Below are 18,554 nucleotides of genomic sequence, written 5' to 3' on the forward strand. Positions count from 1 at the left end.
AACCTGCGATGGAAAATACAGTTCGCGCATTTATTAAACGTCATCAACTGATAAAGGAAAATTCTACTGTTTTAATTGCTGTTTCGGGCGGGCCGGATTCGATGGCACTGCTTCATTTTTTTTGGCGTATCATGCGAGAATGGAACTTGCGGCTGATTGCAGTTTCTGTCGACCATCAGCTCCGGGGCGGAGAGTCATTGGAAGACCTCGATTATGTCAAACAGATCTGCGGGAAGTGGGAGATTGAATTTGTCGGAACGTCGTTGGATGTCCCTGCTTATAAACAAGCAAAGCATACCGGGACACAGATCGCTGCAAGAGAACTCCGCTATCAATTTCTTGCCGAGCAGATGAACATGTATCATGCCGATTATCTTGCACTGGGGCATCACGGGGATGACCAAGCAGAGACAATGCTAATGGGATTCGTACACTCAGCCACCGTCAAGTCACTGGCCGGAATGCCATTAGAACGGAAATTTGCATCGGGAAAAATCATTAGACCTTTTTTGTGTGTCACAAAAGAAACCATCGAAAACTATTGCAGGGAAAATGCGATTACACCCAGGAGAGATCCATCCAACGAGGAAAATACATATACACGAAACTATTACCGGAACAGTGTACTTCCATTATTAAAAGAGAAGAATCAAAATCTGCATCAGACGACTCGGCATTTAAGCCAGGCACTTCAAGAAGATGAGGCGTTTTTAATACAGGAAGCTGAAAAGATGGCTGAACAGGTCGTGATATTCGACAACCCGGAAACGGCTGCGAGCTTTAACATTCATACATTTAAGACCTATCCGCGTTCTTTACAAAGGCGCTGCTTTCATCTAGTATTAAATTATCTGTACAATGAATACTCGCAACCAACGATTTCGTATGTACATGAGAATCAATTTTTTATAATGCTGGAGACGGATTATGGTAATAGCCGAATTGATTTTCCCCACAATTTAAAGTTAAAAAGATCGTATCAGACCATGGTGTTTTACTTCCCGGAAAATCACTCTCAAACCTTTTCGTATCACATGATTATGGAACTTCCAGGTGAGACGGTATTACCGAATGGGATGGTTATTTCAGCGGATATTACCAGCCATCCAGAGCTGCAGGGCGAGATGGCGTATGTTTGTCAAGAGGATACTGTGGCCCTGCCACTGCATATTAGGACACGAAAAGCTGGTGATCGCATGAGCTGGCCAGGGTTAAACGGAAGTAAAAAGGTGAAAGATATCTTTATTGATGCCAAAATTCCATTAAATGAAAGGGATACATGGCCTGTTATAACTGATAATAATGGTGAGATTCTATGGCTGCCCGGTTTAAAAAAAAGACTGCCGTCCGGAAAAACTCAAAAAGGGAATTATATTCAATTGACGTACGGGAAGGAGGAGAAGCATGCATAACGATATAAAAAAAATATTGATAACAGAAGATGAAATTGCCGCTAAATGCGCAGAACTCGGCGAGCAGCTGACGAAGGAATACGAAGGGAGATTCCCTTTGGCTGTAGGTGTTTTAAAAGGAGCGATGCCCTTTATGTCAGATGTGCTGCGGCATATTCACACGCATCTTGAGATGGATTTTATGGATGTATCAAGTTATGGCGGCGGCATGCGTTCATCAGGTGAAGTTAAAATTGTAAAAGATTTGGATACAAAGGTTGAGGGCCGTGATTTATTAATTATTGAAGATATTATTGACAGCGGTCTGACCTTAAGCTATTTAGTGGATTTATTTAAATATCGTAAAGCGAATTCGATAAAAATTGTTACGCTGCTTGATAAACCAACAGGAAGAACATCACATATCAAAGCAGACGTCATCGGGTTTGAAGTCCCTAATGAATTTGTTGTTGGTTATGGGTTGGATTATGAGGAACGCTATCGTAACTTGCCATATATCGGTGTGCTTAAGCCGGAGATTTATGGTGGGGAAGACATGTAATCAACGTAAAAGATAGAGACATATCCGTCATAAAAACGTCATAAATTCCTTGTGATGTATCCTTAACATAAATGTGATCATATTTGTGTTAAGATCATGAAAATGTAAGTATAATTAGTTGTGTTGGCACTTTTTAATATGGTACTATTGTTTGTAGTTTTTCCCGCTTGGGAGGAGGTAAGGAATGAACCGGATATTTCGAAATGTCATATTTTATTTACTCATATTCTTAGTCGTCATAGGCGTCATAGGAGTATTTAATGGACAAAATGACCAAAGAGAACAATATAATGTGCAGGAATTTATGAATGCATTAACGAATGGTGAAATTAATGAAATGACCATGCAGCCTGCCAACGGCATCATGCGTATCACCGGAGAATTGGGGGAAGGTGAACAATTTGTCGCTCAAGTCCCGGATACGAATGATTTTGTTACAGATATAACAAGACAGGCTCAAGAGCAAAGTCAGCTCAGTGTGGCGGAAGAGGAACAACCAAGCGGCTGGGTTACATTTCTGACGACGATTATACCATTTCTGATATTAGGGCTATTTTTCTTCTTTATTTTAAGTCAGGCTCAAGGCGGCGGTGGCGGCCGTGGCGTCATGAATTTTGGCAAGAATAAAGCGAAAATGGTCAGTGAAGATAATAAAAAAGTCCGATTTAGAGATGTCGCCGGGGCAGATGAGGAAAAACAGGAACTTGTTGAAGTTGTTGATTTCCTGAAAGACCCCCGCAAGTTCTCATCAGTTGGGGCAAAAATCCCTAAAGGGGTTCTTCTTGTAGGCCCTCCGGGGACAGGTAAAACATTACTTGCCCGTGCTGTTGCAGGGGAAGCAGGGACACCTTTCTTCTCTATCAGCGGTTCAGATTTCGTGGAGATGTTTGTAGGTGTTGGTGCATCCCGTGTGCGTGACCTATTTGAAAATGCCAAGAAAAATTCACCGTGTATCATTTTCATTGATGAAATTGATGCTGTCGGACGTCAGCGTGGTGCCGGACTTGGCGGCGGCCACGATGAACGTGAACAGACGTTGAACCAACTGCTCGTTGAGATGGATGGGTTTGGTGTTAACGAAGGAATTATCATTATTGCCGCAACCAACCGTCCGGATATTCTGGACCCGGCTCTGTTAAGACCGGGACGTTTTGACCGGCAGATTACGGTTAACCGTCCGGATGTCAAAGGCCGTCAGGAAGTCTTGAAGGTGCATGCGAGAGACAAACCATTGGCTGATACGGTTGACATGAAGACAATTGCTATGCGTACACCAGGCTTTTCCGGGGCTGACCTGGAGAACCTGCTGAATGAAGCGGCGCTTGTGGCAGCGCGTTTCGATAAGGAACAAATTGATATGGAAGATGTCGACGAAGCCATTGACCGGGTTATTGTTGGCCCTGCCAAGAAAAGTAAGGTTATTTCCGAGAAGGAACGCAACATTGTTGCCCATCACGAAAGTGGCCATACCATCATTGGCACGGTGCTGGAAAATGCGGATGAAGTCCATAAAGTGACGATTATCCCGCGTGGTCAGGCAGGCGGTTATGCTGTCATGCTGCCGAAAGAAGACCGGGCCTTCATTACCAAGCCGGAGCTGTTCGATAAGGTTACCGGGTTATTGGGCGGCCGTGTAGCTGAAGAAATTATGTTTGGTGAAGTGAGCACCGGCGCACATAATGACTTTCAGCAGGCAACCAATATTGTTCGTAAAATGATTACGGAATACGGCATGAGTGATAAAATTGGACCGCTGCAGTTTACGAGCGGCGGCGGCGAAGTTTTCCTCGGCCGTGATATTCAGAACGATCAGAATTACAGTGATGCAATTGCGCATGAGATTGACAAAGAAATGCAAAACTTCATCAATTATTGCTATGACCGAGCTAAGAATATACTTACTGAGCATAAAGATAAGCTCGAATTGATGGCACAGACATTGCTGGAAATTGAAACACTTGATAAAAGACAAATTAAATCACTGTTTGAACATGGCGTGCTTCCTGAACCAGAAGAAGATGACAGTGAGACGACGCAAACGACAAATTCTTCTGATTCAGAAAAACAGGATGAGGATGAAGATGTCAAAGTGAATATCCAATCCAAGCAAAATGAAGAAGCTCAGCCTGAATCATACGAGGAGGCCAAGGAAAAGGCCGATAAAAAACACAGAGAAGAAACGCAGGAAGAGCAGGAAGAAGAAGAGAAAGATAATAAAGATACATCCCCTGATCAGGATGACAAGAAAGATTAAGCACACTATACGCAATCAGCCTCTCATGAAATTGAGGGGCTTTTTTGTATAAGTTTGACTGTGTTTTTGCATAAAATCCATAAACTACGACATAACTTTTGGAATATCTTCCTCCCATTCTATCGGGGCCTGAGTGCTAGTTCATCGCTGCGGAAAAATACTCCCTTTCCGCGGGGAACGCTTCAGCCTCCTCGCTCGCAAAACCCGCTCGCTGCGGGGTCTTCAGACTGTTCCTTTCCCGCAGGAGTGTCGCATTTTTCCGCAGCTTCGTGTCGTGTTCTGTCTTAGTGAGAGAAACAGAAAGTCAACACCAGCGGAGCGTATTTCCGGAGCGGTGTCGTTGCACTCAAATTTTTCAGTGTGTCGTAGTTTATATCAACTCCGAGGGTTAAAGCGTATCAAAGGTTACGAAAAAAGTCTTTGTGTAATAGATCAATTTAAATTCAAGTTTTTCTATTCATGACAAAGCATCGTTTTATCCCGCATATAACGGGCAGTAACCCCCAACAAAAACCGGGAATTGCTGCCCTAAATCCCCCGATTCGGCTCAACTAACATTCAGCAGAGAAAAGCGTTCTGCTGAATGAAGTTTCGCTTTGTGCTATAGTAAAAACATAGAAACGGTATAGGAAGGTTTGGTTATAAATGCTTTTTGTGCTTGATGCAGGAAATACAAACACAGTTCTTGGTGTTTTTAAGGATGATACATTAATTCATGAATGGCGGATCAATACAGACCGGTATAAAACTGAGGATGAATTTGCTGTCCTTATGCAGTCTTTATTGGCGCATGAAGGTATTTCGTTTTCGGATATTAACGGAGTCATTATTTCTTCCGTCGTGCCTCCAATGATGTTTGCATTGGAAAAAATGTGCACGAAATATTTCCACCTGGAGCCGATGGTTATTGGAAAAGATTCGGTGCATTCATATTTGAACATGGTTTATCCAAACCCGGAGGAAATAGGGGCTGACCGGATAGTGAATGCGGCAGGAGCAATTGAAGAGTATGGTGCACCTCTGATTATTATTGATTTTGGAACAGCGACAACTTATTGTTATATTAATGATGATAAAGCTTATTATGGCGGTCTGATTGCTCCTGGTGTTCTGATTTCGATGGAAGCGCTCAATAGTAAGGCGTCAAAGCTGCCAAAAATTGAAATTCAGGCACCTGACAATGTGATAGGTCAATCAACAGTCGAAGCGATGCAATCGGGTGTTTTTTATGGCTATGTTGCACAAGTGGACGGGACAGTTAACCGGATGAAGCGGGAAACGACAACAGAGCCGACAGTCATAGCGACGGGTGGTTTGGCATCGCTCATTGCGGATGCATCCGAAACAATCGATTATGTTGATAAATATTTGACATTAAAAGGTCTTTATAAAATTTACCAAAAAAATATGCAATAGGAGTTCTGACTTGCTGAACATCCTCTGAAGGAGACGGAAACAATAATATGAAAGATTATCTGGTGAAAGCTACTGTGTATGACGGACAAGTTCGTGCATACGCGATCAGCTCGACAAATACAATCGACGAAGCTCGGAGAAGACAGGATACGTTGGCGACAGCTTCAGCTGCTCTCGGCCGGACGATAACAATCGGTGCAATGATGGGAGCGATGCTAAAAGGTGATGATACGCTGACCGTTAAACTTGAAGGGAATGGGCCGATTGGTGCGATTATTGCTGACAGTGATGCAACAGGTGATGTGAGGGGGTATGTCACGAACCCGTACGTTGATTTTGATTTAAATGAAAAAGGCAAGCTGGATGTCGCACGAGCAGTTGGTACGGAAGGGACGCTTAGTGTTGTAAAGGATTTAGGGCTAAAAGAGCAATTTACAGGACAGGTTCCGATTGTATCCGGTGAAGTTGGGGATGATTTCACCTATTATTTCGCAAACTCTGAACAGACGCCTTCTTCTGTAGGGGCTGGTGTGCTGGTTAACCCCGACCAGAGTATATCAGCTTCCGGCGGATTTATTGTACAAGTGATGCCTGGTGCTGATGAAGAAGTTATGACACGTCTTGAAGAAAAAATTCAGTCAATCCCGCCGATTTCAACGTTGATACGGGAAGGCAATGCACCGGAACAAATTTTGGAACGGCTTTTTGGGGATGAAGACGTCACCATTCAAGGACGGCTGCCTATCCGTTTTCAGTGCAAATGTTCCAAAGAACGTGTGGAGCGGGCAATTCTTGGGCTTGGAACCGAAGAAATCCAGAATATGATTGACGAGGATCACGGCGCAGAAGCCACATGTCATTTCTGTAATGAAGTTTATCAATTATCGGAACAGGAGCTGGAAATGCTTAAAGAATCAGCAGAAAACTAATGTGAAAGGAGCGCCTGATGAACAAAAAACTTCTCTGGGGTATGATTGTGGTTCTGCTTATAACGAATATTACCACACTTATTTTTTGGGGCCAGACAGGCATCGGCTCGATTGACGGCGGTAACATGGGAATTGATCAGACGGAGCCAGTTGCTTCTGTTGGTGATCAAACGATTTCGTATGATGAATGGATAACAGCATTACGTGAAAACAATGGGGAAAACCAATTGAAACATTTGATAAACCAACAGGTGGTGCAGCAGCTGGCTGATGCGAACAATGTAACGATTGATGAGAAAATCATTGCCCGGGAAATAGCACTTTTAACAACGATGCAGGGTGTCATGACTGAGGAAGAAACAAATCGAAAGGAGGCGGAATGGCGGGAAGATATTATTCACCGCTATCAATTGGAGGCCCTTCTCACAGCTGATGCCAATATACCGGACGAAGACATTCGCTCGTATTATGAGGATTACCGGGATCAGTATGACGTCCAGGCATCAACACAAATTTCCCATATTGTCGTGGATGGCTTTGAAACGGCAGAAAAAGTGCACACAGAACTCGAAAACGGTGCATCATTCAGTCTGTTGGCACAGGAATATTCGATAGATGATGAAACAAAAGATGAAGGCGGCTATTTCGGATTTTTAGTGAATACTAGCCAGTTTTGGCCTGCTGGCTACCTGGATAAAGTGGAAGAAATGGAAGAACGGACATATAGTGAACCTTTTCAAAGTAATGAGAATGTCGTTATTATTTATCTTCATCGCAAGCTTCCACCCATCACGTTTGATTATGAGGAAATGAAACCTTATGTAGAACGGGAGCTGGCAATGGATGAGCTGGATCAGTCATTGTCAGCGGAATCGTTATGGGACGAGCTGGACGTCGAATGGATGTATGAGGAGTAGAAATTTCTAATAATAATGTCTATTGATTGACATTTTAAACATTTAAACGTATATTGTGTATAAATCCTATGCAGATACTTGGAATTGGGAGGAATCAGAATGCGAGTTGCTGATAGTATTAACGGTCTTATTGGCGAAACACCCATTGTGAAGTTGAATCGTTCAGTTGAAAAGGATAGTGCTGATATTTATCTGAAATTGGAATTCATGAACCCCGGAAGTTCGGTTAAAGACAGGATTGCATTATCAATGGTCGAAGCTGCCGAAAAACAGGGTGAGTTAAAAGAGGGAGACACCATTATTGAGCCGACCAGTGGTAATACCGGAATTGGGTTGGCTATGGTTGCGGCTGCAAAAGGATATAAAACGGTATTGGTTATGCCCGACACGATGAGTAAGGAACGCCGTAATTTATTACGCGCTTATGGTGCTGAATTAGTATTGACACCTGGTGCAGATGCTATGAAGGGTGCTATTAAAAAGGCAGAGGAACTGAAAAAGGAACACGGCTATTTTATGCCGCAGCAATTCAGTAATGAAGCTAATACGGAAGTGCATGAACGCACAACCGGGCAGGAAATTGTCAAACAGATGGATGAAGGGCTTGATGCGTTTGTTTCCGGTATCGGGACCGGCGGAACGATTACCGGTGCCGGCAAAGTTTTAAAAGACCATTTTAAGGACATAAAACTCTATGCCGTTGAACCAGATGATTCTGCTGTTCTTTCCGGAGATTCACCGGGACCGCATAAGATTCAGGGGCTGGGCGCAGGTTTTGTTCCTGATATTCTGGACACGGATATTTATGAGGAAGCTATTCGCATATCCAATGATGAAGCCTTTCAGACAGCACGTGAAGTTGCTAAACAGGAAGGTATTCTGGGTGGCATTTCAGCAGGCGCCGCAGTAGCTGCAGCTCAAAAAGTTGCCAAACAATTGGGTGAAGGTAAAAAAGTGCTTGCAGTTATTCCTGATAATGGTGAACGTTATCTGTCCACACCGCTTTATCAATATGATGAAGAGTAAAATGACTCAGAACAAGGGAGGATTGGCACCGGATGTCTGGTGCTAGTCCTTTTTTTCATGCTGTGATAGGATAATATTTTAGAGGGAGTTCAATAAAGACTGGTGAAAACAACACGCCTAATTTCTTAGTTTGCTTATTCCCTTTTTGATAAGGTCAGAAAATATAACATTTCAGATGAAGACTTCAACCAATCCGACCTCTTACTTCTGACCTCTGGAAAGACGAGGCTAGACCTGAGTGTTTCTTATTACATACAATTGAGTTGCGAAAGAAGGTACATGATGGAATTAACAACGAATACTAAAACGTTTCACTTGGACGAACGGACGCATGTGATGGGAATTTTGAATGTGACGCCTGATTCTTTTTCGGATGGCGGAAGTTACACAACTGTTGAAAAAGCTGTGGAACAAGCCGTATATATGGAACAGCAAGGGGCGGATATGATTGACATAGGCGGTGAATCCACCAGGCCGGATCATGACCCTGTATCGCTGGATGAAGAACTTGAGCGTGTTTTGCCGATTATTCGGGCAGTTAAAGATAATGTAAACATTCCAATCTCCATTGACACATATAAAGCAGAAACAGCACGTCAGGCCGTTGAAGCCGGGGCTGACATTATAAACGATGTCTGGGGTGCGAAACGGGAACCTGATATAGCACGAGTTGCGGCTGCCAGTCATGTTCCGATTATATTAATGCACAACCGGCCGAATACGGATTATACATCGCTCATCCCTGATATGAAACAGGATTTGCAGGAGAGTATCGACATTGCACTTAAAGCAGGCGTATCACCAGCGAACATTGTGCTCGACCCTGGCGTCGGTTTTGCCAAAACGTCCGGTGATAATCTGACCGTTATGAATCATTTGGAAGAATTCAATGATTTTGGATATCCGATTCTGCTTGGAACATCCCGCAAATCATTTATCGGAAAAATTTTGGATCTGCCGGCGGATAAACGTGATAATGGCACGGGTGCCACAACGTGTCTCGGTATTTCAAAGGGCGTTCAGATTGTTCGTGTCCATAATGTGAAGCTGCACGTCGAACTTTCAAAGATGATGGATGCTATGCTTGGTAAGCAGGGAGGGAAGACTCTTGGATAAAATTTTGCTGAATCAAATGATGTTTTACGGATACCATGGCCTGTTTCCGGAAGAGAACAAACTCGGCCAGCGATTTTTGGTTGATACAGAGCTGATGCTGGATTTGAAAAAGTCCAGCCGTTCGGATGATATGCATGATTCGATTGATTATGGCGAAGTTTATCATGTCATCAAAGAGATTATGGAAGGCGAACCGAAAAATCTGGTTGAGGCGATTGCTGAGGCGATTGCTGATGAATTATTTCAATCGTTTAATTTACTAAAAGCTTGCAAATTAACGGTTACCAAGCCAGACCCTCCTATACCGGGACATTACCAGTCAGTTGCAGTCGAAATATACCGGGAGCGAAACGAATGAACAATATTTATCTGGCCTTAGGATCAAATATAGAGCCGCGGGATGACTATCTCTCAAAAGCACTGGAATCACTGAATACGCATCGGCAAATAACTGTACTCAGAAAATCTTCCATTTATAAAACGGCACCAGTCGGTTACACGGATCAGGATGATTTTTTGAATATGGTCATTGAACTGGATACGTCCCTTTTGCCATTAGAACTGCTTGATGTTTGCCAAAGCATTGAAAAACAATTAGGCAGAAGACGGGGGGTTCGCTTTGGGCCGCGCACGGTTGACCTTGACATTTTAATCTATAATCAGGAAAATAGAGAAACAGAACAATTGACGATTCCGCATCCACGCATGCTTGAACGGGCATTTGTGCTTATACCTTTGAGTGAATTAGCATCTGAATTAACCGTTGCGACAGCCCATAAAATGGTATCGGATTATATAGAGGAACTTCCCGAAAGCGATATAAAGGATGTAACGCTATGGACAGAGAAAGGCTCGGCAGAAGAATAAAAGCGTTTCGTAAATTAAAAGGGTATACACAGGTGGGTCTGGCTAAACAATTAGATATTCCGATTATAAACCTTGGTGATGTCGAACGAGGAGAGCGGCAGGCAACAACTGAATTGCTGGATCAAATAGCCGGCCAGCTGGAGATATCGAGACAGGAACTAACAGATGATGACCAGGGGGAAAAGAAGGAGGAATAATCAATGTTTCAAAACGGTGATATTACAATCCCGAATCGTGTTGTACTGGCACCGATGGCCGGAATATCCAACTATGCTTTCCGACCTGAGCGTAAAGGAGTTTGGTTCCGGACTTGTTTGTGCTGAAATGGTCAATGATAAAGGGCTTAACAATAAAAATGAAAAATCCATGAACATGCTGTATATTGATGAAGATGAGATGCCGATGAGTCTGCAAATTTTTGGCGGTAAAAAAGATTCATTGGTACAAGCAGCGCAATTTAGTCTTGTTGAGACCCGGAAAACAAGATACTGACTACTGAAAGCCAGGTTCCTCCAAAAAATGCGGAACCGGCCGGATAAAATGGAGTGATAATGGTGACAGAAGAATTAAATGATCATATGCGGGCGCGTCGGGAAAAGCTCGCATTTTATCAGGAAAAAAACGTGAAACCGTTCGGCGGCAAATTTGAAAGATCGCATTTTGCATCAGATTTGGTCAGCAAGTATGATCAATATTCCAAAGAGGAATTGGAAGAAAAGGATGATGACGTAACGATCGCCGGCCGTGTCATGACAAAGCGCGGCAAAGGGAAAGCGGGATTTGCCCACGTTCAGGATCTGAGTGGACAAATTCAGCTATATGTTCGGAAAGATATGATAGGTGAAGACGCCTACGAAATTTTCAAATCTGCTGATATGGGGGATATCGTTGGCGTGACAGGTGTTATGTTTAAGACAAAAGTCGGTGAGCTATCTGTAAAAGCAAGAGAGTTTACCTTATTAACCAAGTCATTGCGTCCATTGCCTGAAAAATATCATGGACTTAAGGACATCGAACAGCGTTATCGCCAACGCTATTTGGATTTGATCACCAATCCGGATAGTAAAGAGACTTTCATTCTGCGCAGTAAGATCATCCGATCGATGCGCCGTTATTTGGATGAACACGGTTTTCTCGAAGTGGAGACTCCAATGATGCATGGTATTCCGGGAGGAGCATCCGCCCGTCCGTTTGAAACATACCATAATGCACTGGAGATTCCATTATATATGCGGATCGCAATCGAACTTCATTTGAAACGATTGATTGTCGGCGGAATGGAAAAAGTGTATGAAATTGGGCGTGTCTTCCGTAATGAAGGAGTATCCACACGCCACAATCCGGAATTCACCATGATGGAATTATACGAGGCGTATGCCGATTTTCATGATGTCATGACGTTAACCGAAAACTTAATTTCACATATCGCTAATGACGTGCTTGACAGCATGAAGATTCAATATGATGAAAAAGAAATTAACCTGGAACCGGAATGGAAAAGGACACACATAGTTGACGCCGTAAAAGAATATACCGGTGTTGACTTCTGGCCGCAATAAGTGATGAAAGCCACGTGATCTGGCTGAGGAACATGGTGTTGAGTTCAGGATAATATGACTTATGGCCATATCCCTTAATGAATTTTGACAAGTTGAAGAAGAATTGATACAGCTACTTTCATTTACGGGCACCCGTCGAAATTTCGCCCGCTTGCCAAAGCGCAATGAAAGGACAAAAATTTACAGATCGTTTTGAGCTGTTTATTGTTGGCCGCGAACATGCGAATGTTTTAGTGAGTTAAAATGATCCAATTGATCAGCCGCAAACGGTTTGAGCAACAAGTAAAAGAGCGGGATGCCGGAAATGAACGAAGCACACTTAATGGAATGATGACTTTTAGAAGCATTGGAATAACGGAATGCTCCCAACCAGGGGACTGAATTGGAATCGACCGACTTGTTATGCTGTTGACTAACTCCCCCGTCCTATCCGGGATGTGCTGCTGTTCCCGCAAATGGCAAAAATAACTCGTAATTTAATGTATAACATCAGGTGAATCCAGTCCAGTATGTTTCATGCCTTGAACTTGACTGGTCATCTTTTATCCTTGTGTGACTGGCCAGCTGTCCATGAATTAATCAAAGATTCCACTCATTGGATGGAACAACAGTTTTACGGATTAAGTCCCCACTGATTGAAGTTTATGCAGTTATCGATCTCGTGTGAAATGAAAGTTAAACGGAAGAGGAGCTTCTAAGGCTGAACATGACGACAGTTGAATAGCGCAAGTGAGATACACCGTTCGTCAGCTTATTATAAACTGGATGAAATAACCAATAATTTTTTTGTTTAATCCTATTGATTCAGTGAAATAATCGTGGTAAATTATTATATGTCGCGCAAACAGATGCGGACCAACAACAAAACGTTAAAAAAGTTATTGACATAGTTGTTGGAAGATGGTATGTTAGTAAAGTCGCTTTTTTGAAGGCGACATTGAATTTGCTCTTTGAAAACTGAACAAAACAACCTGTATGATAAACAGATGTCAGAGGTAAGAGGTCGGAAATCGGATTGTTTTAATCCGAATGATGACACTTTAACCCTTGGAATCAATTTTTTTGAAGCTAAAGACATTGATAAGGTTGATCGGTGTCGACCTTATGGCAAACTTTTATTGGAGAGTTTGATCTTGGCTCAGGACGAACGCTGGCGGCGTGCCTAATACATGCAAGTCGTGCGCGGGAAGCAGGTGAACGCCCTTCGGGGCGTTTCATCTGTGGAACGAGCGGCGGACGGGTGAGTAACACGTGGCAACTGCCTGTAAGACCGGGATAACTCGCGGAAAACGCGAGCTAATACCGGATGACACTTTCGGTCGCATGACCGGCAGTTGAAAGGCGGCATTAAGCTGTCACTTACAGATGGGCCCGCGGCGCATTAGTTAGTTGGTGAGGTAAGAGCTCACCAAGGCGACGATGCGTAGCCGACCTGAGAGGGTGATCGGCCACACTGGGACTGAGACACGGCCCAGACTCCTACGGGAGGCAGCAGTAGGGAATCATCCGCCAATGGACGAAAGTCTGACGGTGCAACGCCGCGTGAGTGAAGAAGGTTTTCGGATTGTAAAACTCTGTTGTCAGGGAAGAACACGTTCTGTTCGAACAGGGCAGGACATTGACGGTACCTGACCAGAAAGCCCCGGCTAACTACGTGCCAGCAGCCGCGGTAATACGTAGGGGGCAAGCGTTGTCCGGAATTATTGGGCGTAAAGGGCACGCAGGCGGTCTTTTAAGTCTGATGTGAAATCCCGCAGCTTAACTGCGGGTGGTCATTGGAAACTGGAGGACTTGAGTACAGAAGAGGAGAGTGGAATTCCACGTGTAGCGGTGAAATGCGTAGAGATGTGGAGGAACACCAGTGGCGAAGGCGACTCTCTGGTCTGTCACTGACGCTGAGGTGCGAAAGCGTGGGTAGCGAACAGGATTAGATACCCTGGTAGTCCACGCCGTAAACGTTGAGTGCTAGGTGTTAGGGGGTTTCCACCCCTTAGTGCTGAAGTTAACGCAATAAGCACTCCGCCTGGGGATTACGGCCGCAAGGCTGAAACTCAAAAGAATTGACGGGGGCCCGCACAAGCGGTGGAGCATGTGGTTTAATTCGAAGCAACGCGAAGAACCTTACCAGGTCTTGACATCCTCTGATGGCGGTAGAGATACCGTGTTCCCTTCGGGGACAGAGTGACAGGTGGTGCATGGTTGTCGTCAGCTCGTGTCGTGAGATGTTGGGTTAAGTCCCGTAACGAGCGCAACCTGATCTAGTTGCCAGCATTAAGTTGGGCACTCTAAGGTGACTGCCGGTGACAAACCGGAGGAAGGCGGGGATGACGTCAAATCATCATGCCCCTTATGACCTGGGCTACACACGTGCTACAATGGATGGAACAAAGGGCAGCGAAGCCGTGAGGTGAAGCAAATCCCATAAAACCATTCCCAGTTCGGATTGCAGGCTGCAACTCGCCTGTATGAAGCCGGAATCGCTAGTAATCGCGGATCAGCATGCCGCGGTGAATACGTTCCCGGGCCTTGTACACACCGCCCGTCACACCACGAGAGTTGGCAACACCCGAAGTCGGTGAGGTAACCTTTCGGAGCCAGCCGCCGAAGGTGGGGCCAATGATTGGGGTGAAGTCGTAACAAGGTAGCCGTATCGGAAGGTGCGGCTGGATCACCTCCTTTCTAAGGATTTTTAAGGAAGTCATGCATGGTTGTTTGGTTCAGTTTTGAGGGAGCAAAATCCCTCGTGGTGGAGCGAAGTTTGGACCTTGAAAAACTAAATAAGAGCAAGACATTCAACGACATTGATTTAAAAACGTTCGTCAAACGACGCATGTTATTAGTTAAGTGACGATGGCGCACGGTGAATGCCTTGGCACCAGGAGCCGACGAAGGACGGACTAACACCGATATGCCCCGGTGAGTCGTAAGTAGACTGCGACCCGGGGATTTCCGAATGGGGCAACCCGCTGTCCGTAATGGGGCAGTACTTGTGTCTGAATTCATAGGGCACAAGAGGCACACCCGGGGAACTGAAACATCTCAGTACCCGGGAAGAGAAAGCAAACGCGATTTCCCGAGTAGCGGCGAGCGAAACGGAAACAGCCCAACCGGAAAGTTCCGGGGAGAAGGGACACGCCATGGGAGTTATCAAGAAAATGGCTTAGACGAATCGATCTGGAATGATCAGCCGAAGAAGTAAGAGCCCTGTAGTCGAAAAGCCATTTCCTCCGGTGTGGATCCTGAGTACGGCGGAACACGGGAAATTCCGTCGGAATCCGGGAGGACCATCTCCCAAGGCTAAATACTCCCTGGTGACCGATAGTGAACCAGTACCGTGTGAGGGGAAAGGTGAAAGCACCCCGGAAGGGAGTGAAACAGAAACCTGAAACGTGTGCCTGCAAGTAGTCGAAGCCCGTTAATGGGTGACGGCGTACCTTTGTAGAATGGACCGGCGAGTTGCGATTGTATGCAAGGTTAAGTGGCAAACACGGAGCCGAAGCGAAAGCGAGTCTGAATAGGGCGTAAACAGTATACGGTCGCAGACCCGAAACCGTGTGATCTACCCATGTCCAGGGTGAAGGTCAGGTAACACTGACTGGAGGCCCGAACCCACGTATGCTGAAAAATGCGGGGATGAGGTGTGGGTAGGGGTGAAATGCCAATCGAACACGGAGATAGCTGGTTCTCTCCGAAATAGCTTTAGGGCTAGCCTCAGGGAGAAGCGTTCTGGAGGTAGAGCACTGATTGGACTAGGGGCCCTCACCGGGTTACCGAATTCAGTCAAACTCCGAATGCCAGTAACGCAACCCTGGGAGTCAGACTATGGGTGATAAGGTTCATAGTCGAAAGGGAAACAGCCCGGACCGCCAGCTAAGGTCCCTAAGTATACGTTAAGTGGAAAAGGATGTGGAGTTGCCCAGACAACCAGTATGTTGGCTTAGAAGCAGCCATCATTTAAAGAGTGCGTAATAGCTCACTGGTCGAGTGACTCTGCGCCGAAAATGTACCGGGGCTAAACGTATCACCGAAGCTGCGGAAGCAGAGGTCAGATACCAGAGGTCGGAAGTCAGAAGTGAGGGAAGATAGTGATAAAACACTATAAGGATTTACGGATTTATCAACAGGCTTATGACCTTGCATTGAAAATTCATAAACTCACCTTGGAATTTCCTGACTTTGAAAAATATGAACTTGGTGCTCAACTGAGAAGAGCAGCCCTTTCTATTCCAGCAAATTGCTGAAGGATATGGAAGAAAGATTCTATTAATGACTTCAAGCGTTTTCTTAAAATATCACTTGGCTCCAATAATGAAGTCAAGGTTATGTTGGATTTTGCAAGAGATTTGACATATTTGGATGAACAGAAATACACCTATCTTTATCAACGGTATGAAGAGTTAGGTAAGCAAATTTATTCCTCTATACAAAAGTGGAAATAATCCGACTTCTGATTTCTGGCATCTGACCTCTGTTTGGTAGGAGAGCGTTCCAAATGCTGTGAAGTCAGACCGTGAGGACTGGTGGAGCGTTTGGAAGTGAGAATGCCGGTATGAGTAGCGAAAAAAGAGTGAGAATCTCTTTCACCGAAAGCCTAAGGTTTCCTGAGGAAGGCTCGTCCGCTCAGGGTTAGTCGGGACCTAAGCCGAGGCCGAAAGGCGTAGGCGATGGCCAACAGGCAGATATTCCTGTACCACCTCGTGAGCGTTTGAACGATGGGGGGACGCAGCAGGATAGGGAAAGCGCACTGTCGGAATTGTGCGCCCAAGCAGTGAGGGAGTTGGACAGGTAAATCCGTCTGACAATCCCAAGCTGTGACGGGGAGGGAAATTGAGTACCGAAGTTCCTGATTCCACACTGCCAAAGAAAGCCTCTAGTGAGTTCCACAGGTGCCCGTACGCAAACGACACAGGTAGGGAGGAGAGATCCTAAGGTGATCGGGAGAACTCTCGTTAAGGAAACTCGGCAAAATGAACCCCGTAACTTCGGGAGAAGGGGTGCTCACACCGAGTGAGCCGCAGTGAATAGGCCCAAGCGACTGTTTACCAAAAACACAGGTCTCTGCGAAGCCGAAAGGCGAAGTATAGGGGCTGACACCTGCCCGGTGCTGGAAGGTTAAGGGGACGCGTTAGCGTGCTTGTCACGCGAAGCGCCAAACCGAAGCCCCAGTAAACGGCGGCCGTAACTATAACGGTCCTAAGGTAGCGAAATTCCTTGTCGGGTAAGTTCCGACCCGCACGAAAGGTGCAACGACTTGGGCACTGTCTCAACGAGAGACCCGGTGAAATTATACTATGCGTGAAGATGCGCATTACCCGCGACTGGACGGAAAGACCCCGTGGAGCTTTACTGCACCTTGATATTGAATGTTGTACAGGCTTTGTACAGGATAGGTGGGAGCCGTCGAAACGTGAGGCGCCAGCTTACGTGGAGGCACCCCGTGGGATACCACCCTGGCTGTACGAACATTCTTAACCCAGGACCGTAATCCGGTCCGGAGACAGTGTCAGGCAGGCAGTTTGACTGGGGCGGTCGCCTCCCAAAAGGTAACGGAGGCGCCCAAAGGTTCCCTCAGAATGGTTGGAAATCATTCGCAGAGTGCAAAGGCAGAAGGGAGCTTGACTGCGAGACCTACAAGTCGAGCAGGGACGAAAGTCGGGCTTAGTGATCCGGTGGTCCCGCATGGAAGGGCCATCGCTCAACGGATAAAAGCTACCCCGGGGATAACAGGCTTATCTCCCCCAAGAGTTCACATCGACGGGGAGGTTTGGCACCTCGATGTCGGCTCATCGCATCCTGGGGCTGTAGTCGGTCCCAAGGGTTGGGCTGTTCGCCCATTAAAGCGGTACGCGAGCTGGTTCAGAAACGTCGTGAGAACAGTTCGGTCCCTATCCGTCGTGGGCGCTGGAAGTCTGAGAGGAGCTGTCCTTAGTACGAGAGGACCGGGATGGACACACCGCTGGTGTACCAGTTGTTCCGCCAGGAGCACAGCTGGGTAGCTACGTGTGGCAAGGATAAGTGCTGAAAGCATCTAAGCATGAAGCCCCCCTCAAGATGAAACTTCCCATCACTTTAAGTGAGTAAGATCCCTCAGAGACGATGAGGTGGATAGGTCCGAGGTGGAAGCGTGGCGACACGTGGAGCTGACGGATACTATCGATCGAGGACTTAACTAAACCATATGTGGTTGAATGGAACTCTTATTTAGTTTTCAGGGTGCAAATTCCTGAAAAACCCCTTGCATTTTTCGTCAAAAATGGCTATAATGATTCTTGTCCTTAATAAAGGAATCGACACACAAAATGAAAAAGGTCTGGTAGCGATAGCGGAGAGGTCACACCTGTTCCCATGCCGAACACAGCAGTTAAGCTCTCCAGCGCCGATGGTAGTTGGGGTTTAACCCCTGCAAGAGTAGGACGCCGCCAGGCAGTATATATGTGTGGGAGGATTAGCTCAGTTGGGAGAGCACTTGCCTTACAAGCAAGGGGTCGCTGGTTCGAGCCCAGCATCCTCCACCATT

General features: G+C 45.7%; 12 protein-coding genes, 1 tRNA gene, 3 rRNA genes and 1 pseudogene. All 17 read left to right on the forward strand.

Translation table 11 applies throughout. The features are described from left to right. The first annotated feature begins 8 nt into the window (after nt 1–8). The 17 genes and pseudogenes from tilS to Len3610_RS16250 all read left to right on the forward strand — a co-directional run bounded on the left by tilS (nt 9) and on the right by Len3610_RS16250 (nt 18,552). On the forward strand, nt 9–1,412 hold the full coding sequence (tilS, locus tag Len3610_RS16170) for a tRNA lysidine(34) synthetase TilS (RefSeq protein ID WP_176448865.1): 1,404 nt from the start codon (nt 9–11) through the stop codon (nt 1,410–1,412). Further along, nucleotides 1,405–1,953 (forward strand): hypoxanthine phosphoribosyltransferase, encoded by a 549-nt coding sequence (gene hpt / locus Len3610_RS16175; protein ID WP_176448866.1) that lies wholly within the window; start codon nt 1,405–1,407, stop codon nt 1,951–1,953. The genes tilS and hpt overlap by 8 nt, the downstream gene beginning before the upstream one ends. Before the next feature lie 184 nt (nt 1,954–2,137). After that, a complete protein-coding gene (ftsH, locus tag Len3610_RS16180; protein WP_176448867.1) occupies nt 2,138–4,207 on the forward strand; it encodes an ATP-dependent zinc metalloprotease FtsH in 2,070 nt (689 codons plus the stop codon). Nucleotides 4,208–4,852: 645 nt separating this feature from the next. Further along, entirely contained in the window at nt 4,853–5,623 is a 771-nt protein-coding gene (locus Len3610_RS16185) for a type III pantothenate kinase (protein ID WP_176448868.1), read from the forward strand. 47 nt (nt 5,624–5,670) lie between these two features. Continuing rightward, nucleotides 5,671–6,552 carry an Hsp33 family molecular chaperone HslO gene (gene hslO, locus Len3610_RS16190; RefSeq protein ID WP_176448869.1) on the forward strand — a complete coding sequence of 294 codons (882 nt, stop codon included), beginning with the start codon at nt 5,671–5,673 and terminating at the stop codon, nt 6,550–6,552. Nucleotides 6,553–6,569: 17 nt separating this feature from the next. Further along, entirely contained in the window at nt 6,570–7,469 is a 900-nt protein-coding gene (locus Len3610_RS16195; protein ID WP_176448870.1) for a peptidylprolyl isomerase, read from the forward strand. Nucleotides 7,470–7,568: 99 nt separating this feature from the next. Continuing rightward, nucleotides 7,569–8,495 (forward strand): cysteine synthase A, encoded by a 927-nt coding sequence (cysK, locus tag Len3610_RS16200; RefSeq protein ID WP_176448871.1) that lies wholly within the window; start codon nt 7,569–7,571, stop codon nt 8,493–8,495. 282 nt (nt 8,496–8,777) lie between these two features. After that, nucleotides 8,778–9,611, forward strand: a complete 834-nt coding sequence (gene folP, locus Len3610_RS16205; RefSeq protein ID WP_176449717.1) for a dihydropteroate synthase — start codon at nt 8,778–8,780, stop codon at nt 9,609–9,611. After that, nucleotides 9,604–9,969 carry a dihydroneopterin aldolase gene (folB, locus tag Len3610_RS16210; RefSeq protein ID WP_176448872.1) on the forward strand — a complete coding sequence of 122 codons (366 nt, stop codon included), beginning with the start codon at nt 9,604–9,606 and terminating at the stop codon, nt 9,967–9,969. The genes folP and folB overlap by 8 nt, the downstream gene beginning before the upstream one ends. Beyond that, nucleotides 9,966–10,478, forward strand: coding sequence for a 2-amino-4-hydroxy-6-hydroxymethyldihydropteridine diphosphokinase (folK, locus tag Len3610_RS16215; protein ID WP_176448873.1), 513 nt, complete (start codon nt 9,966–9,968; stop codon nt 10,476–10,478). Before folB ends, folK begins: the two co-directional genes overlap by 4 nt. Further along, nucleotides 10,448–10,675, forward strand: a complete 228-nt coding sequence (locus tag Len3610_RS16220; protein ID WP_176448874.1) for a helix-turn-helix domain-containing protein — start codon at nt 10,448–10,450, stop codon at nt 10,673–10,675. The genes folK and Len3610_RS16220 overlap by 31 nt, the downstream gene beginning before the upstream one ends. Nucleotides 10,676–10,678: 3 nt before the next feature. Next, nucleotides 10,679–10,937: pseudogene (locus Len3610_RS16225) on the forward strand (tRNA-dihydrouridine synthase); the annotation flags it as partial. A gap of 92 nt (nt 10,938–11,029) precedes the next feature. Further along, nucleotides 11,030–12,037 carry a lysine--tRNA ligase gene (gene lysS / locus Len3610_RS16230; RefSeq protein WP_255259662.1) on the forward strand — a complete coding sequence of 336 codons (1,008 nt, stop codon included), beginning with the start codon at nt 11,030–11,032 and terminating at the stop codon, nt 12,035–12,037. 1,115 nt (nt 12,038–13,152) lie between these two features. Next, nucleotides 13,153–14,716: ribosomal RNA gene (locus Len3610_RS16235) — 16S ribosomal RNA — on the forward strand. A 159-nt stretch (nt 14,717–14,875) separates the two neighbouring features. Beyond that, a 23S ribosomal RNA gene (locus Len3610_RS16240) occupies nt 14,876–18,210 on the forward strand. A 136-nt stretch (nt 18,211–18,346) separates the two neighbouring features. Continuing rightward, nucleotides 18,347–18,462 (forward strand): 5S ribosomal RNA (gene rrf / locus Len3610_RS16245). Together the 16S, 23S and 5S rRNA genes with 1 tRNA gene alongside form the textbook arrangement of a ribosomal RNA operon. A 14-nt stretch (nt 18,463–18,476) precedes the next feature. After that, a tRNA-Val gene (locus Len3610_RS16250) sits at nt 18,477–18,552 on the forward strand. Nucleotides 18,553–18,554 lie beyond the last annotated feature (2 nt).

This window comes from Lentibacillus sp. CBA3610 (assembly GCF_013373365.1).
Taxonomy (GTDB): domain Bacteria; phylum Bacillota; class Bacilli; order Bacillales; family Amphibacillaceae; genus Lentibacillus.